Raw genomic sequence first — 23619 nt, forward strand, 5'->3', positions numbered from 1 at the left:
CGCTAGAGCCAGGCCCCGAAGGGCGAATAAGCGTGTCGTTAGAAGTAGCGCATGCCATAAACGGTAGGGCACACGCTCATGCTTCCAGATTTAACGGTTGTGGCACTCAAAGGCAACCATTGAGCGCGCAATCGTGCGATTAGTTGGCGCTGGTTTCGACCTGGGCGTCGGCTTCACGGTCTAGCAGGTACTGGGAAAGCAGGCCCACCGGGCGGCCGGTCGCGCCTTTCTGTTTGCCTGAATGCCAAGCCGTACCGGCGATATCCAGATGAGCCCAGGGGAAGTGATCGGCAAAACGCGACAAAAAGCACGCCGCGGTAATCGTACCCGCCGGGCGCCCGCCGATATTGGCCAAGTCGGCAAAGTTGGATTCCAGCTGCTCCTGGTACTCATCCCATAAGGGCAGGTGCCAGGCGCGGTCCCAGGCCGCTTCGCCGGCTTCCAGCAAATCGAGCGCCAGGTCGTCATCATTGGACAGCAGGCCGGTCGCGTGATGGCCCAGCCCCACAATGACAGCACCAGTAAGCGTGGCAATATCCACAACGCTTGCCGGCTTGAAGCGCTCGGCATACGTCAGCGCGTCGCAAAGTACCAGGCGGCCTTCGGCATCGGTATTGAGTACTTCAACCGTCAGGCCTTTAAGCGTTTTGATGATATCGCCGGGCTTGGTGGCCAGGCCGTCCGGCATGTTCTCGGCGGCAGCGACGATAAACACCAGGTTGAGCTTGGGCTTGATGGCGAGCATCGTCTTGACGGTGCCAAATACGCTGGCGGCGCCGCACATGTCGAATTTCATTTCGTCCATGCCTTCGCCAGGTTTCAGCGAAATGCCGCCGGTATCGAAAGTGATACCTTTACCTACCAGAACGTGAGGCGCTTCTTCGCGCTCCGCCGCGCCGTTGTACTTCATGACGATCAGACGAGTAGGTTCGTGACTGCCTCGACCGACCGAGAGCAAAGAGCCTGCGCCCAGCGCTTCCAGTGCGTCCTCATCGAGAATCTCGACGTCCAACGCGCCGTTGGAGGTCCGGCCCAATTCCTCTGCCTGCTCGGCAAGGTAGCGCGGCGTGCACACATTGCCCGGCAGGTTGCCCAGCGTGCGCGTGTAGTTGATGCCCTGGCCGATAGCGGCGCCAATGCGCGCCCCTTGGCTGGCAAGCTCAGCGTCACCCGCTTCGCTCACCATCAGCGTTAATGCGTTAAGGCTCGCTAAAGGTGTGGGCTGCGACTTAAACTGATCGAAGCGATAGACGGCGCGCTCAGCCGCTTCCAGTACCTTGCGGGCTTTCCAGTTGCTGTCACGGGTTTCAAGCGGCACATCGTCAAATGCGATGCTGGCTTCATCCACCGGCAGTTTGGTAAGCGCTGCCATGGCGGCATCCAGCGCTTTTAAAAACGCCGCTTCCTGGCACTTTTCGCGCTCGCCGAGGCCTACTAACAATAGCCGCTCTGCGCCAAGACCCGGTGCAAACGGAATCATCTGCACGTTGCCAAGCGCTGGATCAAAGTCGCCGCGCTCAAGCAACTGGCCGATTAAACGCTCGCTGGCGTCATCTAATCTGGCGGCCGTGGGTAGTAAGTCGCTACCTTTAAAAATGGGGATGACGAGACAAGCCGTTTCGGCTTTAGCCGGATTGGCGGTCTGAACGGAAAATTCCATGACGTCTCCAACAAGACAAGCATCGAGGGATTCGGGATAATGCCCCGTACTGAGTGTTCGTTTAGTGTACCCAAGCCATGGGCGCATTGCATGGCATCCTGCACGATTAGCCGGAGAGGGCGTTGATTTTATTTCGGTACTTAACTCGCGAAGTGTTACTCACCATGTCCGCGGTGGCCGGTATTCTATTGCTGGTCATTATGGGCAGCCGTTTTATTCGCTACTTTTCAGATGCAGCGGAGGGTGATTTTCCGGTCACCATTCTGGGCAGCCTGATGATGTTTCATCTACCCGGCTTTATGGAGCTGGTGCTCCCACTGGCGTTTTTCCTGGGTATTCTGCTGGCCTATGGGCAGCTCTATATGAACAGCGAAATTACCGTCATGGTGGCCTGCGGCATGAGCCCGCTGCGTCTTTTACGGGTCACGCTATTGCCTGCCTCCATCGTCGCGGTATTGGTCGCTCTCTGTAGCCTGTGGCTAACCCCGGCCGGCGCACTGCAAACAGCGGCCACGCTAGAAGAACAGCGCAGCCGGCTGGATGTCTCGGTGCTGGCCCCTGGGCGCTTTCAGGATTTTGGCGGTGGTCGTACGGCGTATATCACTGATTTCAGTAGTGACGGTACTGAAATGCAGGAAGTCCTGGTGCACGAACTGCCTGGGCCCGAAAACCCGCATAGCTTTATAACGCGGGCGGGGTCGGGGTATCAGGAAACCCGAGTTGAAACGGGCAGTCGCTTTTTGGTGCTGGAAGATGGCGAGCGCTATGGCGTGGCCCCCGGTCAGATGGATGCGCAGCGACTTACCTTTGAACGCTATACGATGCGCCTGGGATTAAGCCGTAGCCGCCAAGAGCTGGATTCGCTTGAGTTCGCAACTACCGCAGCGCTTTGGCACGACCCCAACCCGCGTGCTCAGGCACAGTTTCAGTGGCGTGCAGGGCTGCCGTTCATGGTGTTTATATTGGCCTTGCTTGCCCAGCCGCTTTCCCGCGTAAACCCTCGCCAGGGTCGGTTTGCCAAGTTGCTGCCCGCGGTGTTTTTGTATGTCGGCTATTTAAGTTTGCTGCTCGCGGCGGTGGATGCCATCGGGAGCGGCACATTAACGCCGCTAATCGGCGTTTGGCCGGTACATTTACTGTTTTTAGGCCTGGGATTACTGCTTTTATGGCGCTCTCAGCGTAAGGGGATGCGTTAATGCTGAATGTGCTGATAGTTGCGGATCGTTTAGATCGGTATATCGCCCGCAACGTACTGGGGGCGATCATCGTTGTCCAGTTCGTGCTGTTGGGGCTGGATATCACGCTTGCCTACATTGGTGACCTGCGCCACGTACAAGGCAATTACACCGCACTGGACGTGTTCTTTTATTTACTCATGCGTACACCGTGGCGTTTTTATCAGTATGCCCCGGTGGCGGTGCTGATCGGCGCGCTGATTGGTTTGGGCAGCATGGCGTCCAGCAATGAGCTTACCGTTATGCGCGCCTCTGGGCGTTCGCTGGCGCGTATTGTCTGGGGCGTAATGAAACCGGTGCTGTTGGTGGTGGTTGTGGTACTGCTGATCGCCGAGTTCGTAAGCCCGCGCACCGAGCAGTTTGCCGAAGCGTGGCAGCTTGAACAGCGCCAGGGCGAAAGCGCCCAGCCCGCCAGTCGCAGCGGCTGGCAGTTTGAAGGCGATAGCGTTTACCGGTTCGGGGCGATTCGCGCCGACGAAGTGGTGCTCGATTTAACCCGCTACCGCTTCGATGAGCGGCGATTGATTGAAGCCACGCATGCCGCTCGCGCGCATTGGGAGGAGGGCGCCTGGCGGCTTGAAAATGTGACTACCACGCGTATTTACGATGATTATACCGAGTCTGAAAGCCAGGCCAGCGCCTTCTGGGAAACGCATATTACTCCTGTACAGCTCGAGCGCCTGCTGCGTGATATCGAGAGCCAGGCACCCAGTGAGCTATGGGCCTATGCGCGCTATCTGCAGGCGCAGGGGCTAACCGCGGATCAGCCGCTGCTGTACTTCTGGCAAAAGATGCTTATGCCGCTCACCATGGGCTCGCTGGTCCTGATTGCCGCCTCGTTTGTATTTGGCCCGCTGCGTACCGTGGCGGCGGGCACGCGGGTATTTTATGGTGTGGTCACCGGGCTTGCGTTTAAATATATCCAGGATTTGCTGGCCCCTGCATCCACGATTTTCGGATTTTCACCGGTATGGGCGGTACTGGTGCCGACCCTGGCCTGTGCCGCCGTGGGGATTTATTTCCTGCGCCGCAATGGCTAACGTAGTTTCAGCCGGGGTGGGCCGCCGGCTGGGCGCCATGGCGTATGATGGCGTAATAGTGCTAGCCCTCTGGCTGCTTATTACGATTATCCATCTAGCGTTTTTCCGGCTGATACTCAGTCAACCCGTGGAAGCCGTCGGGGCTTCTGCTTTGGCCGTCTGGAGCCTGCGCGGTTTACTGCTTCTCTCTACCACTGGTTTCTTCTGTTTTTTTTGGCAGTGCGCCGGTATGACCTTGGGCATGCAGGCGTGGCGTCTGCGTGTGCAAACCATTGATGGCCAAACTATTACTCTTAGGCAGAGCCTTATACGCTGTGGGATCGCTTGGCTCTCTTTGGCGCTATTTGGCCTGGGCTATTGGTGGGTTCTTTTGGATAGTCGTCAACGCAGCTGGCCAGATATAGCCTCCCAGACGCGCACTGTTTTCGTGCCTGATCACTAAAAAATGGGCACTTAAACACTAATATTTTTTATTAGAACTTATGCAACTAATTACTAAGCAATTGTGTTGATTTAGGTTTTTTTGAGTGAAAGACAATCACTACTAAAAGGCATAGTTTTTTACTTGATAAAATGTATGCGAATCATTTACATTCATCTCATGTTATTTATGAGGTGTCGCCATGTACGTTTGCGTGTGCAAGGGAGTAACCGATCATCAGATTCGTCAGCAGGTGAGCGATGGAGCGCGCAGCTGGCGAGAAGTGCGTGAAGCCACCGGCTGTGCCACCCAGTGTGGCAAGTGCGCCTGCTATGCCAAATCGCTTACCAAAGAAGCGCTTTATGAAGCACGTATGGAAGCCGATATGAGTCTCGCTTACGCCGTGTGACGCGAATCACTCTTGTTAGGGTTATCGTTAGCAAATAACTGATTTATTTGAATTTTTCTTCATCTTCTCTATACTCTCAGAAAACTGGGAGTATGCCTTTGCATGGCCTATACTCCTTCATTAACGTAACTGCTTGATTGGTTAGATTAACTATCAGCATTACAGCGAGAAAGGTGACGTCATGAAAGGTGATCCCCAGGTAATCCAGCATTTAAACAAAGCATTGGGCAACGAGCTTATTGCCATTAATCAGTACTTTTTGCATGCCAAAATGTATAAGGATTGGGGGCTTAAGGCACTGGCTAAGTGGGAATACGACGAGTCCATTGAAGAAATGCAGCACGCTGACAAGCTGATTGAACGCATTTTGTTCCTGGAAGGCATTCCTAATCTTCAGGATCTGGGCAAGCTACATATCGGTGAAAACGTCAAGGAGATGCTCGAAAGCGATCTTAGAATCGAGCACGACGGCCGCAACGACTACATCGAAGCCATCACCTACTGTGAAAGCGTTAAAGACTACGTATCACGTGATTTGCTGCGCGACCTGCTCGCCGATGAAGAAGATCATATTGATCATATCGAAACCGAGCTGAAGCTGATTGATCAGGTTGGCATCCAGAACTACATGCTGCGCCAAATGCAGCTGGCGGGCGACCACGAGTAAGCCACGCTAAAGACGTGAAAAGACAACACCTCCGACACGATGTCGGGGGTGTTTTTTTATGCCTGAAACCTGTGGCGAAGTGATCTAGCGAAGTGATTTCCTGACACCGACAATGCTTGAAAGCGATACGGCGAGGATAGAAAGCAGAATCAGCGCCAGCGCAGGGATCAGCACCGCCCAGGGCGCTCGCTCTATATACGGCATGCCTTCCGCCAGGATTAATCCCCACTCAGGTGAGGGAGGGCGTGGGCCTAGGCCCAGAAACCCCAGTGCAGCAAGGGCAAGGGCCACGCCCGGTAAGCGCAGCATGGCGTGGCGGAACACCGGGCCCAGAACGGCCGGCAGAACATACCGGCTCATCAAGCGAAAATGCCCGACACCTAAAATAGGCGTAATCCGCACGTGGGGCTGAGCTTTGACTTCTGCTACCAGCGCCGCCGTGTGTGCCGCCAATGGTGCCCAGGCAACGGCAGTGACGGCAATAATGGCGCCGCCGGCGCTAGGCCCCGCCAAACCCGCCACAATAAGCCCCGCAATAGTGGGCGGAGTGGCCTTGGTGATTTCAATCGGGCCGGTTGCAAACCTTGGCGCCAGCCCAATGAGAAGCCCGAGCAGCAGCGACAAACAGACAACCACTACGGCCATGCCCATGGTGGAAAGTGCTCCGTGGGCAACGCGTGCCAGAATATCGCGCCCGGTGCCGTCCGCGCCTAAAGGCAGCGCCCAGCTTGGCGGCTCAAGACGCATAAATGCCGAGCTGAACGGGTCGCGGGTAATACCGGTAACTACCAGCACGCACAGCAGAGTAATAGCCACCGCAGGTACTGCCCACGCGCCTCGCTGGGCGTGATGCTCGCTATGTGCCACCGGTAGCGCGCCAAGGCGAAATGCACGACCCAGCAGCAGCGCGCGGGCAATATTGGCCAAGCTGCCCAGCATAATCGCAATCACCAGCAGAATAAGGATCCCGGTTTGCAGTGCCGGCAAGTCCTGTGCTGAAGCCGCCCCGAGGGTTGCCCGGCCAAGCCCTGGAATGGAAAACACTTGCTCGACGGCAATCGCGCCGCCGGTCAAGGCCACCATCACCATACCTACCTGGGGCATCAGGCTGGGCAGGGTTCGCCTTAATGCTGCCAACGTAATCCGGCTGCGTGAAAATCCCGCCACGCTCCAGGTTGCCACCCAGCGCTCGGTAAACGTAACCGCCAGGCCATCACTAAACAGCCTGCCCAATAACCCCCCTGCCGGTAAACCCAGCGCAAAAGCGGGCAGTACTACATAGCTTAAACCTCGCCAGCCGTAAGGCGGTAGCCAGTTAAGCCAGGCGGCAAAAATGACCAGCAGCACAGACGCAAGCAAAAATTCAGGCAGGGCGGTCAACGTCGCACCCATTGCGCCGGATGAGCGGCGTACCCGGCCGTTAAGGCCTCGGTGAACCACCGGCACGCAGATAAGGATGGCCGTGATGACCGCTACCAGCATGCCAAACGCCATCAAGGTGATCGATACCTGCGCGCTTTTCAACATACCAGGCAGGACGGGCGCGCCGGAGATCCAGGAGTTGCCCGCATCGCCATGCATCAACCCCATCAGCCAGCTTTGCAGCTTTTCAAACGGACCAAGCTCCAGGCCAAGCTGGGCGCGAATGGCGGCCAGGGCTTCGGGCGTGGCTTCCTGTTCGGCCGAGCGCGCCCGCAAAATGCTCAGCGCCGGATCCCGCCCTGAGAGCCACGGCAAGAGCCCAACCAAAACCACCACTCCTCCAAGCGTTACCAACCGTGAGACCAGCGGGATAAAAGGCTCGAGGCGCAGGCGGCGCCAAAGGCGCCGCGGTGTCGCGATAGTCATACGTGGTGTGCCCTTAGGACTCGCTATCAATATCGAGTGTGGTTTTTTCCGTGATTAGCGTACGCTCGCGCGGGTCGCGTTCGGCATTGGCAACGCGTGCCGACTCGCCCTGAATAACGCGCTCATGCAGCATGGGAATCGCTGCATCGGTGCGCAAAATAGCCGCTTCTACATCGATAATAGCCTGGCGTCGCGCATCCCCTGTGGGTAGCTCGGAGGCAGTTGCTAGCGCTTCATCCACAGCAGAGTCGCATAGCTGAGCGATATTAAACGAGCCTGCGCAGGCGAAGTCGCTAAACATATAGGCAACCGGGTCGCCAGAGTCGAGTACCGTCGCTCGGGAGAGAATAAACGCATCGAATTCACCTGCCAGCGCATCAGCTTCAATATGAGCGTACTCACGCACTTCCTGGCTAACGTTAAAGCCCGCGCGGGTTAGCTGCTGTTCGAGTAGAACGGCGACTTCGGGAAGCTCAGCGCGGTCGGTAAAGGTGGCTAGGGTGATCTCAGCACCGTTCGGCTCGGCGGGCGCGGCGCGATTCTCGATCGGTTGGCGGATGCCGTTTGCCCAGGCAAGTGCCGGGCCAAGCAAGCCCTCGGCAATATCGGCACGACCTTCGTAGACGGTGTTTACAATTGACGGGCGGTCAATCGCTTCACGAATCGCTGCGCGCAGGGCTGGGTCGGCCAGCGGGCCAGTCTGAGTATTGAGGTACAGCGTATTGGTGCGCGGCATTGGCACTTCGTGTACACGCTCAGGATCAAGAAGGGCGACTTGGGAGACTGGAATGGCCTCAACCACATCAGCCACACCGGTTCTTAAGGAGGCTGCTCGTGCGGTACCATCGGGCACATAGTCGGCATCAATACCGGCCACCGCCGCAGGTTCGCCCCAGTAATCGTCAAAGCGGTCAAGCTTGGCGCTGGTGGTGCCGTTGATCTCTGTTAAGACGAACGGGCCGGTGCCCGCTTCGATAGGGTTGACCCGACCATCATCGCCATACGCCTTGGCGGCTAAAATCGCCAGCTGCGGGCTGGAAAGGCGGTTAGGGATCAGCGGGTCGTCTTTTTCTGTACGCACAATCACCGCGTTATCGCCATCGGCTTCGATGGTCATATTGACCCCATCTAGAATACGCGGCTTGGGCGTTGCCTGAGTTGCCGCCTTGAGAGAGTTCACCACGTCTCCCGCCGTTAGCGCTGTACCATCATGGAACACGACGCCATCGCGAATCACAAACCGCCAGGTTTTCGAATCAAGCTGTTCCCACTCGGTCGCCAGAAACGGCTGAGGGTCGCTGTTGGCATCGAGTCGAATCAAGGTTTCAGCATTGCTCCATCGCGAAAGCTTGAAGGCATCGTCAGACAGCGGCGTTAACCCAGAGCGCGGTGGCTGAAGCATGGCCACGTTAATACGCGTGCCAACTTCGGATGAGTTGGTGTCGCGCTGTTCTTCAAAACAACCGGCAAGCAGCAACGGGGCAGCTAGGGCAATTGGAAGAGAAAGGCGCAGGGAGAGGCGTGGGGAATGGCGTCGTGGGTGGCGGAACATCGAAAAATCTCCTAGGGGAAAGTGATTAACAGGCAAGCGATTGCCCAGGCGCGGTAGGACAATACCTAAGCGCTTCACTGGGCGAAGGGGGTGAAAAGTGCCTGGCGGTTGATCGTGAACGTTTATAAAAGCGTGTCTACCTCAGCGGCGTTGCAGTCCGGATAAGCACAGGTAGGCAGTTGGGAGACGGCGTTAATTAAATCCCGCGTGACCGTATGGCGAGGGTTACGCCATAGCTCAGCAGTGGGGCGGTCTTCGACGATATTGCCGTTATCCATCACCAGCGTGCGCTGGCATAGCTTGGCGACCACTGATAAGTCATGCGACACCATCAAAAGCCCGGTGCCATTCTCATCACACAGCTTTCTGAGTACGTTGATTACCTGGGTGCGAACCGGCAAGTCGAGACCGCTGAGCGGCTCATCGGCCAATAAATAGCGCGGGCGGGTGGCAATGGCACGCGCAATAGCCACCCGCTGTGCCTGGCCGCCGGAAAGCTCATGAGGCTTGCGATCCAAAAAACACGCATCCAGGCCAACGTTCTCTAACGCTTCGCAAGCCCGCTCAACCGGGTCGCAATCTACCTTGAGGCGAATCAGCGGCTCGGCGACCAGGGCGCGAACGCTCATTCGTGGGTCCAGCGAGGAAGCCGGGTCCTGAGGGATGTACTGAACCGCTTGGCGGTACCAGCGGAGCTTGGCTGTCGAAGCAGGGCGCACATCTTTCTGTTCACAGGTAATCGAGCCGCTATCCGGCGCTTCAATCGCTAAAAGCGAGCGCAACAGGGTAGTTTTACCCGAGCCTGATAAGCCCACTAACCCCACGCGTTCGCCAGGATAAAGCGTGAGATCAATATCGTTCATTACCTGCTTGCGCTCGCCTGCACGCCAAAACACCTCGCGGGGTAGCGAGACGCTCTTGTTGAGTCCGCGTGCCGAGAGGAAAGCGGCTTTTCCGCTCACCACTGCCAGGCTATTAGAAATGGGTCGGCCATTAAAAACGGATCGGCTATTAAAGGGGATCGCGCGCTGCATCTAGGCACTCTTTAGGTAGTCAACGGGCATTGGCTCGGCAGCATTGGTTAGTTCTGTGGGCTGTACGCTGTGTGCGGCAGCCACCAGCTCTTGGGTGAAACGATGCTGGGGAGTAGTAATCAGGGTGTCCAGCGCGCCGCTTTCAATCATCACGCCACGTTCAATAATCACGGCCCGCTGGCAGAGCTGCGCTGCCGCGTGAAGGTCGTGGGTAATAAACAGCAACGCGGTGTTCGAGGTGCCTGTATGTTCACGCAAGGCGCGTAATACCTGGGCCTGAGTGACCACGTCCAACGCGGTGGTGGGCTCATCAGCGACCATCAAGGCGGTTTTACAGGCCATCGCCAGCGCAATGCAGACACGCTGGCGTTGCCCGCCGGAAAGCTCCGCCGGAGTTCGCCTTATCAATCGTTGGCAATCATCCAGGACCATGGCTTCAAGTAGAGCCATGGCAGCCTGGTCGGCGGCCTTGCGTGATAAACCATGGTGGCGCGAAAACGGCTCGCGTAGCTGAGAGCCTACCGTGACCAGGGGATTGAGCGCCGCGAGAGAATCTTGAAAGACCATCGACACCCGGGCATCGTTTCGGCGTCGTGCGGCGGGCGTTCGAATGACTTCGCGTCCCTGAATACGAATGCTGCCTTGCACCTGGGCATTGGGGGGTAAAAGCCCCAGCACCGCTTTAGCGGTGAACGATTTACCCGACCCGGACGCGCCTAGCAGGCAAACGCGCTCGTCAGGCAGCACGTCGAAAGAAAGGCCGTCGACAACCGTTTGTCGGCCGATTTTTATGCGCAGGTCACGCACGGATAAAACAGGATCGCTGCACATTGATAACATCGCTTACGGCGCCACTAAATCGTTAATAATCGTTATGATATAACGTTTTTTGGCGGGGCGGCAATATGCACGTAAGCAAAACGAACAGCGACATAAAAGGGGAATTAACGCGCGGCAATCAACAGGCATAAAAAAAGCGCTGAAAAATCAGCGCTTAATTAATTCCTTGGCAGTGTCTACTGTCAGGTGGAGGACGCCTTATTTAGACGAAAAAGCTAACACTTCGTCATCGGTAAAGTTAGCGGCAGCCTCATCAACTTTAAAGGTCGCACGGCTTAAGCGGCGTACGCGTTTCATAAACAGCGCAATACACACCAGCGTGCCGAGTGCAGCGGCGGCGTAGCTCCACTGAAGCGGAAGCCCAAATCCAATCGGCGCGTAGGCGATATAGGTAAAGGTGGCCATGGTCATAAACACCGCGGGAATCGATGTGATCAGGTAAGGCTTACGCGAAAGCACTAGATACATTGTCGCGACCCATAGCGCAATCACGGCTGTAGTCTGGTTCGCCCAGGAGAAGTAGCGCCACAGCAGGGTGAAGTCCATATGGGTCAGAATGTACGACATCGCAAATAGCGGAAGGGCAATTAACAGACGCTTAATAATCGGGCGTTGGTCAATTTTCAGATAGTCGGCAATAATCATGCGTGCGCTACGAAATGCGGTGTCGCCCGAGGTGATCGGTAGCACGATAACACCCAATACTGCCAGTGTACCGCCGACAGCGCCCAGCATGGTGGTGGCAACTTCGTTAACCACGGCAGCAGGGCCGCCAGCTGCCAGCACCGCAGAAAGGTTTTGGTCACCATGGAACAGGCTCATCGCGGCCGCGGCCCAGATCATGGCGATAACGCCTTCGGTGATCATCATGCCGTAAAAGATTTTGCGCCCGTTAGTTTCGTTCTCAGTGGTGCGCGAAATAATCGGTGTTTGCGTGGCGTGAAAACCCGAAAGCGCACCGCAGGAAATGGTCAAGAACAGCAGTGGGAAGATAGGGGCGCCTTCCGGATGCATATTCTGGAACGAAAGCTCAGGAATCGGGGCGCCGGTAACCACCAGACCAATGCCGATACCGGCAGCGCTGAACAGCAACAGCGCCCCGAAATAGGGGTAGATGCGGCCAATCACTTTATCAATAGGCAGCAGCGTGGCAATCAAGTAGTAGGCAAAAATCGCCAGAATAATCAGAGTAAGGGAGATCGGCGTCATGTTGTTTAACAGCGCTGCCGGCGAGGTAACAAACACTGTACCCACCAACAGCAGCAGCAAAATGGCAAAACCGTTCACCACATGCTTCATGGCCTTACCCAAAAACTTACCGGCTAATTGGGGCAAGTGAGCGCCGTGGTTACGAATCGAGATCATACCGGTCAGGTAGTCGTGCACCGCGCCTGCAAAAATGCAGCCGATCACGATCCACACAAACGCTATCGGACCATACAGAGCACCCAGGATTGGCCCGAAGATAGGCCCGACACCTGCAATATTAAGTAATTGAATTAATGAGTTACGCGTGGTGTTCATCGGTACGTAATCGATGTTATCCCGCATGCTAAACGCGGGTGTCTGACGCTTTCTATTAGTTACAAAAACGCGTTCGACAAATTTGCCATACGTAAAATAGCCCACGATCAGCAGCAGGATCGATACAATAAATGTAATCATTTAGGGCACCAAAGTGGTCAGAAGGATGGAGTTAACGTGACAGGTAGGTTCTGGCATACGCTGGCAGAGCCTTATTTAGCCTTGCAGAATGTACAGAGTCATAAACCGATGCGCTGCTAGACTTTAGTGGGCTATAAGTACCCTATCGTTAATCCAAAAAAACGAGCAGCCCATTGGCTGCCCGCTGATACACCACTTAATGACGCCGCTATTGATCAAGCGCTATGACAGAACCCTCAGGATTCTACTATTACGACTCAACTATTATGACTCCACGACGCCACAGGCCATACGACCGCCGCCACCGCCCAGGTGGGGCTCGTCGGAATAGGTGTCGCCACCTTCATGAATCATTAACGCCCGGCCCGGCATGTCTTCCATGCTCAAACGCGGCGCGAGGACGGGTAGGTTAGCTTCGCCATCTTCATTTACGGTTAAGACGGGTAAATCACCCAGGTGACCGTCGCCATAAGGGCCTTGGTGCGTGCCGGTTTCTTCCGGATCATAGTGGCCACCGGCTGCTTGTGCCGCGGTCATTTCGCCTTCATCGTTTTCAGCCGGTTCACAGCTGGCATTCTGGTGAACGTGAAAACCATAGACACCGGGTTCCAGGCCACTTAGCGAGGGTGTGAGCAGTAAGCCATGGTCGGTGGTTTCCAGCGATACGCTACCGATTGACTCTTCAACGCCATCGGTGCTCACCTTGTGCATATCGACCTCAAGGGTCTCATTGGCATGAGCCGCTGATGCCAGCAGTAATGAAGCCGCGATACCGGTTAGTGTGGTTGCAAGACGCATGTGCACTTCTCCTTTCCTGTTCCATGGAAACGCTATGTAAGCGCTGTTATTCAAGGTAGCTGTCTCAAAGCGAGTCCGCCAATCCCGCTTTTGATAAACTGCCCTGCCGATTGGCTGGATAATAAGCGGGCAGTTGATGACATCTGTCGGCCAAGCCGCGACAATAGCGGCTCGTTTTTGCCCCAGGACGCGCTATGTTGCCCCTCAGAATCCTCTACCAGGATGAGCACCTTGTTGTGGTGCATAAGCCCTCCGGGCTTTTGGTACACCGCTCGGCGCTGGCGCGTGGGGAAACCCAGTTTTTACTACAGCAGCTGCGCGACCAGTTAGGGCAGCGCGTTTATCCTGTGCACCGGTTGGATAGACCCACGTCAGGCGCCATTGTGTTTGCGCTGTCTTCAACCGTTGCAGGGCTTTTAAGCGAAGCGTTTAGTGAACGGCATGTCGAGAAGGGCTACCTGGCGGTCGTGCGCGGCAAGGCGCCCGAGCAGGACCGGCTGGATTACCCGCTGCGCGAAGAGGACGGCACGCGGCCCAAGGCAGAAATGCCGGCGATGCCCGCCATGACCGATATTCGCCGCCTGGATAGCGTCGAGCTCCCCGTTCAGGTAGACCGCTATCCGGTTGCGCGCTATTCCCTGGTAGAAGCGAAACCGCTGACCGGGCGGCGGCATCAAATTCGCCGTCATCTATCGCGGCGCGGCTACCCGATTATTGGCGATGCCAAGCACGGCAAAAGTATCCACAACCGGTTTTTTGCTGAAAAGCTGAGCGCGCCACGGCTGTTATTGGCCGCCACCTATCTGGCGTTTGACCATCCGGTGCTGGCCAATCGGATACAGGTGAGCTGTGCACTCGATGACACTATGACCACCTTGTTTCATCATTTGGGTTGGGCGGGGCACCTGCCGCTGGATAGCGTTCGTACGCCGCCGCTAAGCGCGCCATCAGCCTTACCAATGCCTTAAAAGATTGAGTTTGCTATGTCTTCTACGCCTCCGGTTAATTCCGCTGCAACACCAGGTGTTGACCCGGCCTCTGCCGGTTCAACCGCTATTAGCTCAGTTGCGAACGACTCTGTCTCTGGAAGCCCAGCTTCGCAGGATTATGAATTTCGCTTTGGCGGCATTCGGCGCCTTTATGGGCAGCGCGCGGCCACCGCGTTTCGTCATGCTCATGTAGTGGTGGTCGGTGTCGGCGGGGTAGGTAGCTGGGCAGTTGAGTCGCTGGCGCGCTCGGGTATCGGCAAGCTCACGTTGATTGATCTGGACGATGTGTGTGTGTCCAACGTTAACCGCCAGCTGCACGCTCTGGACGGCACTATCGGCCAACCCAAGGTAGACGTGCTGGCCGAACGCTGCCGCCTGATCGCGCCGGAAATCGACATCGTCGCCGACACGGCGTTTGTCACGCCCACTAACCTGGCCGAGCGCATTCCCGATGACGCCGATCATGTGGTGGACGCCATCGACAGCGTTATCGCCAAGGCCGCGCTGATTGCCTGGTGCAAGCGGCGCAAGATCCCGATTACCGTGACCGGTGCCGCCGGTGGTCAGACCGACCCTACGCGTATTCAGGTGGCCGATTTAACCCGTACCGAACACGACCCGCTGTTATCCAAAGTGCGCTCGCGCCTGCGCCGGGATTACAACTTCTCGCGTAATCCCAAGCGGCGCTTCTCGGTCGAGTGCGTCTACTCCGATGAGCAGCTGGTGTATCCCGGCAGCGACGGTGAAGTGTGCCTGCAAAAGCCCGGCAGCGGCAATGCCACCCGCCTGGACTGCGCCTCGGGCTTCGGCGCGGCTACCTTCGTCACCGGCACGTTTGGCTTTGTAGCGGCCTCCAAAGTGCTCGAACGCCTGGCCAAAAAAGCCAATCAGCCAGCCACTCAAAAGGAAAGCCAATGACCGCCCCCATTCCCGGTATTTATCGCCACTATAAAGGCGCACTTTACGAAGTGCTCGGCACCGCCCAGCACAGCGAAACCGAAGAACCGCTAGTGGTCTACCGCGCCCTTTATGGGGAGTACGGGCTGTGGGTGCGTCCGCTTGAAATGTTTACCGAGACTGTCACTAAAGAAGGCCACACTCAGCCGCGCTTTGCGCTGGTAAAGGCGTTTTAATCGACGCTTTACTGCAAACATTCGTGCAGCCACCCATAGCCCTTATATTCTTTATACGGCTATGGTTATAACCCTGTTGGCCTAAGTGGTAGGCTATTGCACTATCACTTATTGATCCGTCAGGAGACAGCATGAAGACGTTTGCGCGTTCAGCAAGTACGGGTGAGGGGATGCCTGTGGTGGCAGGCTTTTTTGATCCGCGTACGTTTAGCGTTCAATACATCGTCAGTGACCCTGTTTCGCGAGCATGCGCGATTATCGACCCGGTGCTGGATTTCGACGAGAAGTCCGGCGCCACCGCCACCCATCATGCCGACGAACTGCTTGCCTATGTGGCAAAGCACGATCTGAAGGTAGAGTGGATTCTGGATACCCATCCGCATGCGGATCACTTCTCTGCCGCGCAGTATCTGAAAGACAAAACTGGCGCACCCACCGCGATTGGCGAGCACATTACGAAAGTACAGGCGCTGTGGAAGGAGATTTACCACTGGCCAGACATGCCCGCTGATGGCCGTCAGTGGGATAGGCTGTTTGCGGCAGGCGATACGTTCAATATTGGGGAGTTAAGCGCCAAAGTATTGCATTCCCCAGGCCATACGTTGGCCTCAATTACCTATGTAATAGGCGATACGGCGTTTGTGCATGACACTCTGTTTCAGCCGGATTTCGGCACCGCGCGGGCTGACTTTCCCGGTGGCGATGCCCAGGCGTTATGGAATTCCATCCAGGCGATTCTTGCGCTGCCAGCGGCTACCCGCCTGTTTACCGGCCACGACTATATGCCGGATGGCCGCGAGCCAAAATGGGAAAGCAGCGTGGCTGAACAGCGGGACACCAATCCGCACTTAGTGGGAAACAGTGCCGCAGATTACATTGCCCTGCGCGAAACGCGCGATAGCGAGCTGCCCATACCGAAACTGATGCTTCACGCGCTGCAGGTCAACACTCAAGGCGGGCGCTTGCCAGAGCCCGAAGCCAACGGCAAGCGCTATCTGAAAATCCCCCTGGATGCCTTGAAAGGGGCGAAGTGGGGCTAGCGTTACTGTCGTACGTCTTTGATTGGTGAAAACGTCCTGAAACCGGTAGCGTGTTAGCTCAGGACGTAACCCCACTTTAGGACGGCGCATGACTTCAACTTCTCCGCGACAGACGCTGCAATCAGTATTCGGTTTCGATGATTTTCGCGGCGGCCAGCAGGCCGTGGTCTCCCGGGTGTTGGAGGGCCACTCCACGGCGGCTATCTTCGCGACCGGTGCGGGGAAGTCGCTGTGTTATCAGCTGCCCGCGCTGCATCTACCGCACTTGACGCTGGTGGTGTCGCCGCTACTGGCGCTGATGCAGGATCAGCTCGCCTTTTTAACCCGCCACGGCGTGGCGGCGGCAAGTATCGATTCCACTCAGGACCGCGATACCGTGCGTGATGTAATGGAGCGCGCCAGAAGCGGCGAGCTGAAAATCCTGATGGTCTCTGTGGAGCGGCTCAAGAACGAGCGTTTCCGGAACTTTCTGCGCCAGGTGAATATTTCGCTGTTAGTGGTCGATGAAGCTCACTGCCTGTCTGAATGGGGGCATAACTTTCGCCCCGACTATCTCAAGTTGCCAGAGTACCAGCGCGAGTTTGCGATCCCTCAGGTATTGCTGCTGACCGCTACGGCCACACCTGCGGTTATTGCTGATATGGGCGAGAAGTTTGCCATTGATCCAAACTATGTGATTACCACGGGCTTCTATCGGCCCAACCTTGAATTGCTGGTGCACCCGGTGATGGGTAACCGCCAGCAACATTTGATCGATTGGCTAAAACCCCAAATGCAGCCGGGCAATGAAGCGCCCAGCATCATATATGTCACCTTGCAGCAAACCGCCGAACAGGTAGCCAATGCCTTGGCTGCCCAGGGAATCAACGCCCAGGCATATCACGCGGGGCTTGATTCAGCCCGCCGGGATGAAATTCAGCGCCAGTTTATGAATGGGGAGTCGCCGTGCATTGTGGCCACCATCGCGTTTGGCATGGGCATCGATAAAGGCAATATTCGCAATGTCGTGCACTTTGATCTGCCCAAATCCATCGAGAATTATAGCCAGGAAATCGGCCGGGCAGGGCGCGATGGCCTGCCTTCCACTTGCTTAACCATGGCAGGGCGCGATGGCTTGCGCGTGCTGGAAAACTTTGTGTACGGCGATACGCCGGAGTACGCGGGCATCGTGCGCCTGCTTGAAGAGATCGCTGCTGCCGGTGCCACGCCAGAACGCCAATGGGAAGTGCTGCTCAATGTGCTGTCGCGCGATACCAATATTCGGCTGCTGCCGTTGAAAACCCTGCTCGTACGCCTGGAAATACACGGCATCATCGCACCACGCTTTGCCTTTCTGGCAGAATACCGGCTGCGCTACCACACTGATTCCGAAGCGCTTGTTGCACGCTTTCAAGGCGAGCGGGCGGCCTTTGTTCGCCTGCTGGTCGATAACATTCCGATTGCCCGCACCTGGGGGAGCGTGGACTTTGAACGGCTACAGTCGGCAGGCCAGGCGCAACACATCGATGCCTCGCGGGCCCGTGTGATCACTGCCCTTGAGTACTTTCAGGATAAGGGCTGGCTGACGCTGGAAGGCAAACGGATGACCGACGTATATGACGTCCGCCAACCGGAACTCAACCTTGAGATGCTGGCGAGCCAGCTGTATGACGAGTGTTTAACGCGAGAGCGGGGCGAGATCGAGCGGCTGCAAGCCATGCTGGCGCTGTTTGAGTCTGATACCTGCCTGACCCGGCGTTTAGCCGAGCACTTTGGCGACACCACGTTAAGTGCCAACGAAGATAGCCGATGCGGGCACTGCTCGGTCTGCTATGGGCATAGCGTTCAGCTACCTGCTGCGCCACCTTTACCGGCACTGGAAGTCACCGATTTTACCCGTTACGCCGCGCCCTTTATCGAACGCCATACGACACAAGTAGGCCAGCCACCCAACAGCCAGCGGCTAGCCCACTTTTTGTGCGGCTTGAGTATGCCGGTGTTTACCCCGCTCAAGGCGCGCAGCCTTGGTGGCTTTGGCGTGTTCGAGCAGCGCGCCTACCCAAAAGTGCGACAGTGGGCCGAGCAGTGCCTTAACCCTGGCGCAGCGTAATACGAGTGAGCTCTGAAGGCTTGCCCAGGCGCAGTGCAAACCCAGGCCAGAGGCCGGTGCCGTTGTTGACGTAAAGCGTCATTCCGTCAACATCGTAAAAGCCCGAGACAAAGCCGTTATTGGCCAAGGCCACAATACGATCAAACCCCCAAATCATGCCGCCGTGGGTGTGGCCGGAAAGCTGCAAATCGACCCCGGCGGCGGCTGCCCTGGCGGCATCAAACGGCTGGTGGTCAAGCAGGATAATTGGTGCGTTGGCGGGGGCGCCAGCGATTGCCTCATCTACATCCGGTGCGGGCCAGCCGGTACGCGGTGCGCGTAAATCGGTGATCCCAGCAAGCACTAAATCGGCGCCGTCTCGCGTGATTACGGCATGCTGGTTAGCCAGCGTCTGCATGCCTAATGATTGGTAGTGCGCCATCCACTGCTCGTAGCCAAAGTAGTATTCGTGATTGCCGGGGCTTGCATAAACGCCATCCGGTGCTGAAAGCGCTTGAAGCGGCGCTACATCCATCCGCCGGGTTTCAAGGTCGCCGTCGATCAGGTCACCGGTAATCACGATCAAATCAGGTGCCAAAGCGTTGGTTTTGGCGACCACGGCTTCAACCCAGGGCGCCTCGAATAGCCGGCTGATATGTAGATCGGTTAAATGGATAATTTGATAACCCTCAAACTGGGCGGGCAACCCACCAATGGTCACCTCGACTTCCTTCATGGGCGGGACGCGCGCCGCCTGATTGACCGCAAAGGCCGCGACTCCCAGCGCGAATACCCCGATGGCGTAACGTAGAAAGGCAGGAATTGCGAGTCCTCGTCTCTTTACCACCATCAAGAGAACCGCCATCAAGTCAACGACGAGCTGTAACACGGCCAGAAAAAGCATGGTGCCGAACAGCCAATTAATGGCCATCACCATACTTCTGGGAACCTCGGGAGAAAACATGCTGCCGAAGGCCAGATACGTCAGCAAGTGGTGCTGTGAGATGAGCAGGAGTAAGGCGCTGAGTGCAATCTTGAACCAGAGAGGCCAGCGGAGCGGCGCCAGGTAGCGGGCGATAACAATCAGGCAGGGTATGGCAACGACGAAGTGAAACATCAATGGCGCTCGCGTAAAGGGATGGGCGTAGTTATATAGATAAAAGGCTACATTAGCTATTCGGTAAAAATTTTGTGGTTGCTTGCACCGACGCTACGTCCTGGCTCTAAGTACTGGCTCTAAGTACTGGCTTCCTGGTGGCACTCGGATGCCGACCCTGGGTCGTGGCTGCCTTATTTTGTTGGATCGTCTTAACCCTAGGATGGGATGGTAGTGATAATTTAAGCGGAAGGTGATCAATAAAGAAAAACTATTATTACTGATCTTAATAAACAATAGTGAAAATAATTTGGTCGTTTATTTAAATAGTTAAAAGCGCACTAAAGCCGAGCCTTGTTATGCTTTAAAAAAGCTTAACAGCCCTATTTCTTTTTTACTGTTTCGCGTTACTATCAACACTGCTCGCGTATAATGTTTTAAGCAGCCATAGATAAAAAAGGGCGGCCCGCGGGTTAATGCATGCGGGTAGTTATACTGAAAAAGCGCCCCAGCTTTAGGCGCAAGAAACTCACCACAAAGTGCCAAAAAAACGTCATTGGCAATGGCAGGTAACGCGATTGAAAGCGACGGGCTGTGTTGCCACAGTTCACAGTAACCACACTGATTGTGCCAATCCGATAAGGCGCTTGACGGGGATAGACCAAGAGCCTTATCCAGCGGACTGATAGTGGGCTCGGCCTGATGGGCTACAGAATGACCGGCATGCTCATCGGCAGAGTGGTCATAGTGTTGGTCGCTAGCCGGGTGCCCATGGCTGTGGGCATGCTGAATATGCGTATGACCATGGTGGCCGTGGGCGTTATGACTGGCCTGCAACTGAGAAATGAGCGGGCCCGCAAATAACAGACACATGGCTACCCACGCCATCGCTAACGTAAAGCGGTAGTAGAGTAAGCGTGCTGAGCGAGACAGCGCCATCAAATCCAGCCCTCAGGGCATTAATAAGTGGCGTTATTGTAGCAGCCCTGTGGGGGGGCGCTATTACATTATGAAATAAATAATTGGCTGGTTTATAAGTCTACAAGTGCTGAATCTTATGCGACATAGCACCACATACTTTACGCCCGGTGTTTGAAAAGCTGTTTAATGTGCTGCTTATAGTTAGTTCGACGGGTTTTAAATGGCTAAGAATTTCACACACTGTGTATTTATAGAAAGCCTGCTCTAAACCCTTAGGGAAAGTTAAAAGATGCTAAAGAAAGAATCCCACCCAGCACCGCCTAGGCGAAGTGGAAAAATTCTCTTTGCGCTATTAATGCGGATGCACTTCTACGTAAGCATACTGGTAGGCCCTTTTATACTGGTAGCGGCCTTGACCGGCATCGTATACGTGTTAACACCTTCGGTAGAAACATGGCTTTACCGTGATGCGTTAACCGCGACTACGCCGGGCACCGCGCAGCCACTGGCTCGGCAAATTGAGACCGCCCAACTAGCTGCCGGGCAAGATACACTACCGGCAGCAGTTCGCCCCGCGCCAGATGCGTACAGCACCACACGGGTCATGTTTGCCGACCCAGCGCTCGGCCCTTCCGAGCATCGTGCCATTTTTGTTGACCCGGCAACGCTTGAAGTGAAAGGCGATATGACGGTTTACGGCACCAGCGGCATATTGCCTTTTCGTACCGCCATTGATCAATTTCACCGAGGCCTGCTGCTAGGCGATACGGGACGGCTTTACAGCGAGCTGGCCGCCTCGTGGCTATGGATTATTGCCCTATTGGGGCTAATGCTTTGGATCGCGCGCCGTAAAGCGCTGAGCGGCCAAAGCCCGCGCATGAAACCCAGGCGCCACCACGCCACCGTGGGTGCGCTGGCACTTGTCGGACTGCTGTTCTTTTCAGCCACCGGGCTTACCTGGTCGCAGTGGGCTGGAGGCAATATCGGCGAGCTAAGGCAAGCCTGGGGATGGGGTACGCCTAGTGTGTCTACCGTACTCGAGGTGCCCGGCAATGCGACGAGTCATGCCCATCACGATATGCATGCCGACCACGGCGTGAGTAGTGCCCCCGAAGTGTGTGAGCACGCAAGCTCTGAAGGGTTTGATCAGGCGCTGTCGGTGGCTAGAGGTGCCGGGTTAATGGCGGAAAGGATTCAGATAGAGCCACCTGCCAGTGAAGGCCGAGCGTGGCGTGTGGCTGAAATCGACCGCCGCTGGCCTACCCAGGTAGATCAGGTTGCCCTGAACCCCGGCGATATGCAGATTCTCGATCAAACGGATTTTTCTACCTTCCCTCTGGCGGCAAAGCTGACGCGTTGGGGCATCGATTTGCATATGGGCGTCCTCTTTGGGCTGATCAATCAGCTGGTGTTGGCTCTGTTTGCCGCCGCCTTGGTTTTCCTGATTGTGTGGGGTTATCGGATGTGGTGGCAGCGCATCAAAAGCACCACGGTTAACCAGGCGCAGACCATGACGGCACTGTTTATCATGTTGCCCCTATCCATTCAGCTGGGCTTGATTGCCATGATGGTGGGGCTAGGATTCGCCTTGCCGGTACTGGGCGGCAGCCTGGTCGTCATTGCGCTGATTGATACGCTACGCTGGTTGATCTCGAAGAAAGCTCAAAAGGTCTAGGCACAAGCGCTGCTATTACGCTTTAACTGAAAAGCCCCAGGTCGTACCTGAGGCTTTTTGACTGACTCAAAAAAAGGGTTTATTCCCACGCGGGGAAGGGGTCAGGCAGCGTTTTCCAAACGTCCATGCCTTCCAATAGCTCGGCTTCGCTAAGCAGGCAATCATCCAGCGCTTGGCGCATCCGCGCTTGATCCAGCCCCTGGCCGATAAACACCAGCTCCTGGCGCATATCGCCAAACGGCTCCTGCCATTTTTCCTGAATAAACGCGCGGTATTCGGCATCCTCCGGCCAGCGCTCTTCCGGAATGGCTTTCCAGAACATGCCCGCTACGCCGTGGTGGGCAATGCCGCCTGCCTGGCTCCATTGTCCGGCCCACTGAGGGCGAGTGGCCAGCCAGAAAAAGCCTTTGGAGCGCAATAGACCTTCGCCGAACCACTCGGAATGGAGCAGATCGTGAAACTTCGCTGGATGAAATGGGCGCCGGGCATGATAAGCGAAGCTGCCAATGCCGTACTCCTCGGTTTCGGGCACGTGCTCGCCGCGCATCTCTTTCAACCATCCGGGCGCCTGCTGAGCACGTTCAAAGTCAAATTTGCCGGTATTTAGCACCTTATCCAGCGGCACGCCGCCCCGACTAATCGGTACCAGCTCGGCATCCGGGTTAAGCGAGCGCAGAATAGCCTTTAATGAGGCAAGCTCCTTATCGCTGATCAGGTCCGTTTTACTGATTAATAACACATCGCAAAACTCGATCTGATCGACCAGCAGGTCGGCCACGTTACGCTCATCTTCATCATTCAGGCTCTCGCCAGCCTCTTCCAGGCTTTGTGCTTCGCGGTACTGCTTAAGGAAGTTGGCGCCATCCACCACCGTTACCAGCGTATCCAGCCGGGCCACGTGGGAAAGGCTCTGGCCGCTTTCATCTTCAAAGGTAAAGGTTTCCGCCACGGGCAGCGGCTCGGAAACCCCGGTGGATTCAATTACTAGATAATCAAACTTGCCCTCTTTGGCGAGCTGATTGACTTCGATAAGCAAATCTTCGCGCAAGGTGCAGCAAATGCAGCCGTTGCTCATCTCCACCAGGCGCTCTTCAGAACGGTTGAGCGCCACTTCGCTCTCAAGCGTCGACTCACCGGGGCCACCACGCACCAGCGCAGCGTCAATATTCACCTCGCTCATATCGTTGACGATCACCGCCACGCGCAGGCCTTCACGGTTGGCAAGAATATGATTGAGCACGGTGGTTTTACCGGCACCCAGAAAGCCCGACAGCACGGTAACGGGCAGGGGAGAAAACGCAGTCATTGCTAGCACGCCTCTATGTGAGTTTATGTTATGTAATACTATAACAATAAATAGAGGGTGTCATGACCTGGGAGTTTTTATAGTTATAGTAAGGGGGGGGGGGGTGACTGACCATCGTGCGGACCGCTAACACGTGCCGCCATCCTAAGAGTCCGTTGCCTCCAATACTCAATGCATTGTGTCCCCACAATGTTGTATTGCCATTTATGGCGATTAGCAATC

At 56.1% G+C, this 23619-nt stretch carries 21 protein-coding genes; 11 read left to right on the forward strand and 10 right to left on the reverse strand.

Annotated features, from left to right (window positions below):
- Positions 1-139: 139 nt before the first annotated feature.
- Positions 140-1660, reverse strand: a complete 1521-nt coding sequence (locus INT33_RS02885; protein ID WP_193091038.1) for a leucyl aminopeptidase — start codon at positions 1658-1660, stop codon at positions 140-142.
- 122 nt (positions 1661-1782) lie between these two features.
- Between INT33_RS02885 and lptF the strand changes: the two genes are divergently transcribed.
- From lptF to bfr, 5 genes are all read left to right on the forward strand, one after another.
- Positions 1783-2856 carry an LPS export ABC transporter permease LptF gene (gene lptF, locus INT33_RS02890; RefSeq protein ID WP_193091039.1) on the forward strand — a complete coding sequence of 358 codons (1074 nt, stop codon included), beginning with the start codon at positions 1783-1785 and terminating at the stop codon, positions 2854-2856.
- Complete coding sequence (lptG, locus tag INT33_RS02895) at positions 2856-3935, forward strand: LPS export ABC transporter permease LptG (RefSeq protein ID WP_226940041.1); 1080 nt, start codon at positions 2856-2858, stop codon at positions 3933-3935. Before lptF ends, lptG begins: the two co-directional genes overlap by 1 nt.
- On the forward strand, positions 3928-4377 hold the full coding sequence (locus tag INT33_RS02900) for an RDD family protein (protein ID WP_193091040.1): 450 nt from the start codon (positions 3928-3930) through the stop codon (positions 4375-4377). The genes lptG and INT33_RS02900 overlap by 8 nt, the downstream gene beginning before the upstream one ends.
- A gap of 181 nt (positions 4378-4558) precedes the next feature.
- The gene (locus INT33_RS02905) at positions 4559-4765 is read left to right on the forward strand and encodes a bacterioferritin-associated ferredoxin (RefSeq protein WP_018918215.1); all 207 of its coding nucleotides are present in this window, start codon (positions 4559-4561) and stop codon (positions 4763-4765) included.
- Positions 4766-4946: 181 nt separating this feature from the next.
- On the forward strand, positions 4947-5432 hold the full coding sequence (bfr, locus tag INT33_RS02910; protein ID WP_192538059.1) for a bacterioferritin: 486 nt from the start codon (positions 4947-4949) through the stop codon (positions 5430-5432).
- A gap of 84 nt (positions 5433-5516) precedes the next feature.
- On the opposite strand, the gene INT33_RS02915 is transcribed toward bfr, so the two are convergent.
- From INT33_RS02915 to sodC, 6 genes are all read right to left on the reverse strand, one after another.
- Entirely contained in the window at positions 5517-7280 is a 1764-nt protein-coding gene (locus INT33_RS02915) for an ABC transporter permease subunit (RefSeq protein ID WP_193091041.1), read from the reverse strand.
- 13 nt (positions 7281-7293) lie between these two features.
- On the reverse strand, positions 7294-8832 hold the full coding sequence (locus tag INT33_RS02920; RefSeq protein WP_192539132.1) for an ABC transporter substrate-binding protein: 1539 nt from the start codon (positions 8830-8832) through the stop codon (positions 7294-7296).
- A gap of 122 nt (positions 8833-8954) precedes the next feature.
- Positions 8955-9866 carry an ABC transporter ATP-binding protein gene (locus INT33_RS02925; RefSeq protein ID WP_192539131.1) on the reverse strand — a complete coding sequence of 304 codons (912 nt, stop codon included), beginning with the start codon at positions 9864-9866 and terminating at the stop codon, positions 8955-8957.
- Entirely contained in the window at positions 9867-10697 is an 831-nt protein-coding gene (locus tag INT33_RS02930; protein WP_192539130.1) for an ATP-binding cassette domain-containing protein, read from the reverse strand.
- A gap of 207 nt (positions 10698-10904) precedes the next feature.
- A complete protein-coding gene (locus INT33_RS02935; protein ID WP_192539129.1) occupies positions 10905-12371 on the reverse strand; it encodes a carbon starvation CstA family protein in 1467 nt (488 codons plus the stop codon).
- A gap of 264 nt (positions 12372-12635) precedes the next feature.
- Positions 12636-13169, reverse strand: a complete 534-nt coding sequence (sodC, locus tag INT33_RS02940; RefSeq protein WP_192539128.1) for a superoxide dismutase family protein — start codon at positions 13167-13169, stop codon at positions 12636-12638.
- 194 nt (positions 13170-13363) lie between these two features.
- On the opposite strand from sodC, the gene INT33_RS02945 reads away from it, so the two are divergent.
- The 5 genes from INT33_RS02945 to INT33_RS02965 all read left to right on the forward strand — a co-directional run bounded on the left by INT33_RS02945 (position 13364) and on the right by INT33_RS02965 (position 18420).
- On the forward strand, positions 13364-14137 hold the full coding sequence (locus tag INT33_RS02945) for a pseudouridine synthase (RefSeq protein WP_018918207.1): 774 nt from the start codon (positions 13364-13366) through the stop codon (positions 14135-14137).
- A 15-nt stretch (positions 14138-14152) separates the two neighbouring features.
- Complete coding sequence (tcdA, locus tag INT33_RS02950; RefSeq protein ID WP_226940042.1) at positions 14153-15076, forward strand: tRNA cyclic N6-threonylcarbamoyladenosine(37) synthase TcdA; 924 nt, start codon at positions 14153-14155, stop codon at positions 15074-15076.
- Positions 15073-15291, forward strand: a complete 219-nt coding sequence (locus tag INT33_RS02955; RefSeq protein ID WP_192539127.1) for a DUF1653 domain-containing protein — start codon at positions 15073-15075, stop codon at positions 15289-15291. Before tcdA ends, INT33_RS02955 begins: the two co-directional genes overlap by 4 nt.
- Positions 15292-15422: 131 nt before the next feature.
- Entirely contained in the window at positions 15423-16331 is a 909-nt protein-coding gene (locus tag INT33_RS02960; RefSeq protein WP_192539126.1) for an MBL fold metallo-hydrolase, read from the forward strand.
- 88 nt (positions 16332-16419) lie between these two features.
- The gene (locus tag INT33_RS02965; protein WP_193091042.1) at positions 16420-18420 is read left to right on the forward strand and encodes a RecQ family ATP-dependent DNA helicase; all 2001 of its coding nucleotides are present in this window, start codon (positions 16420-16422) and stop codon (positions 18418-18420) included.
- Here the strand turns inward: INT33_RS02965 and INT33_RS02970 are convergent.
- Positions 18401-19516: a metallophosphoesterase gene (locus INT33_RS02970; protein ID WP_193091043.1), complete on the reverse strand. Its 1116-nt coding sequence runs from the start codon at positions 19514-19516 to the stop codon at positions 18401-18403. The two genes, INT33_RS02965 and INT33_RS02970, sit on opposite strands and share 20 nt — an antisense overlap.
- Positions 19517-19852: 336 nt before the next feature.
- Positions 19853-20434, reverse strand: coding sequence for a DUF2946 domain-containing protein (locus INT33_RS02975; RefSeq protein WP_193091044.1), 582 nt, complete (start codon positions 20432-20434; stop codon positions 19853-19855).
- Positions 20435-20705: 271 nt separating this feature from the next.
- On the opposite strand from INT33_RS02975, the gene INT33_RS02980 reads away from it, so the two are divergent.
- Positions 20706-22091, forward strand: coding sequence for a PepSY-associated TM helix domain-containing protein (locus INT33_RS02980; protein WP_319643909.1), 1386 nt, complete (start codon positions 20706-20708; stop codon positions 22089-22091).
- Positions 22092-22170: 79 nt separating this feature from the next.
- On the opposite strand, the gene zigA is transcribed toward INT33_RS02980, so the two are convergent.
- The gene (gene zigA / locus INT33_RS02985; protein ID WP_193091045.1) at positions 22171-23397 is read right to left on the reverse strand and encodes a zinc metallochaperone GTPase ZigA; all 1227 of its coding nucleotides are present in this window, start codon (positions 23395-23397) and stop codon (positions 22171-22173) included.
- Positions 23398-23619 lie beyond the last annotated feature (222 nt).

The sequence above is a fragment of the Halomonas colorata genome, assembly GCF_014897985.1.
Classification (GTDB): Bacteria; Pseudomonadota; Gammaproteobacteria; order Pseudomonadales; family Halomonadaceae; genus Vreelandella; species Vreelandella colorata.

Excerpts from the sequence above, each read along its gene's own strand:
- INT33_RS02885 (WP_193091038.1), bottom strand. The coding sequence starts at position 1,660 with ATGGAATTTTCCGTTCAGACCGCCAATCCGGCTAAAGCCGAAACGGCT.
- lptG (WP_226940041.1), top strand. The coding sequence starts at position 2,856 with ATGCTGAATGTGCTGATAGTTGCGGATCGTTTAGATCGGTATATCGCC.
- INT33_RS02900 (WP_193091040.1), top strand. The coding sequence starts at position 3,928 with ATGGCTAACGTAGTTTCAGCCGGGGTGGGCCGCCGGCTGGGCGCCATG.
- INT33_RS02905 (WP_018918215.1), top strand. The coding sequence starts at position 4,559 with ATGTACGTTTGCGTGTGCAAGGGAGTAACCGATCATCAGATTCGTCAG.
- bfr (WP_192538059.1), top strand. The coding sequence starts at position 4,947 with ATGAAAGGTGATCCCCAGGTAATCCAGCATTTAAACAAAGCATTGGGC.
- INT33_RS02915 (WP_193091041.1), bottom strand. The coding sequence starts at position 7,280 with ATGACTATCGCGACACCGCGGCGCCTTTGGCGCCGCCTGCGCCTCGAG.
- INT33_RS02920 (WP_192539132.1), bottom strand. The coding sequence starts at position 8,832 with ATGTTCCGCCACCCACGACGCCATTCCCCACGCCTCTCCCTGCGCCTT.
- INT33_RS02925 (WP_192539131.1), bottom strand. The coding sequence starts at position 9,866 with ATGCAGCGCGCGATCCCCTTTAATAGCCGATCCGTTTTTAATGGCCGA.
- INT33_RS02930 (WP_192539130.1), bottom strand. The coding sequence starts at position 10,697 with ATGTGCAGCGATCCTGTTTTATCCGTGCGTGACCTGCGCATAAAAATC.
- INT33_RS02935 (WP_192539129.1), bottom strand. The coding sequence starts at position 12,371 with ATGATTACATTTATTGTATCGATCCTGCTGCTGATCGTGGGCTATTTT.
- sodC (WP_192539128.1), bottom strand. The coding sequence starts at position 13,169 with ATGCGTCTTGCAACCACACTAACCGGTATCGCGGCTTCATTACTGCTG.
- INT33_RS02945 (WP_018918207.1), top strand. The coding sequence starts at position 13,364 with ATGTTGCCCCTCAGAATCCTCTACCAGGATGAGCACCTTGTTGTGGTG.
- tcdA (WP_226940042.1), top strand. The coding sequence starts at position 14,153 with ATGTCTTCTACGCCTCCGGTTAATTCCGCTGCAACACCAGGTGTTGAC.
- INT33_RS02955 (WP_192539127.1), top strand. The coding sequence starts at position 15,073 with ATGACCGCCCCCATTCCCGGTATTTATCGCCACTATAAAGGCGCACTT.
- INT33_RS02960 (WP_192539126.1), top strand. The coding sequence starts at position 15,423 with ATGAAGACGTTTGCGCGTTCAGCAAGTACGGGTGAGGGGATGCCTGTG.
- INT33_RS02965 (WP_193091042.1), top strand. The coding sequence starts at position 16,420 with ATGACTTCAACTTCTCCGCGACAGACGCTGCAATCAGTATTCGGTTTC.
- INT33_RS02970 (WP_193091043.1), bottom strand. The coding sequence starts at position 19,516 with ATGTTTCACTTCGTCGTTGCCATACCCTGCCTGATTGTTATCGCCCGC.
- INT33_RS02975 (WP_193091044.1), bottom strand. The coding sequence starts at position 20,434 with ATGGCGCTGTCTCGCTCAGCACGCTTACTCTACTACCGCTTTACGTTA.
- INT33_RS02980 (WP_319643909.1), top strand. The coding sequence starts at position 20,706 with ATGCTAAAGAAAGAATCCCACCCAGCACCGCCTAGGCGAAGTGGAAAA.
- zigA (WP_193091045.1), bottom strand. The coding sequence starts at position 23,397 with ATGACTGCGTTTTCTCCCCTGCCCGTTACCGTGCTGTCGGGCTTTCTG.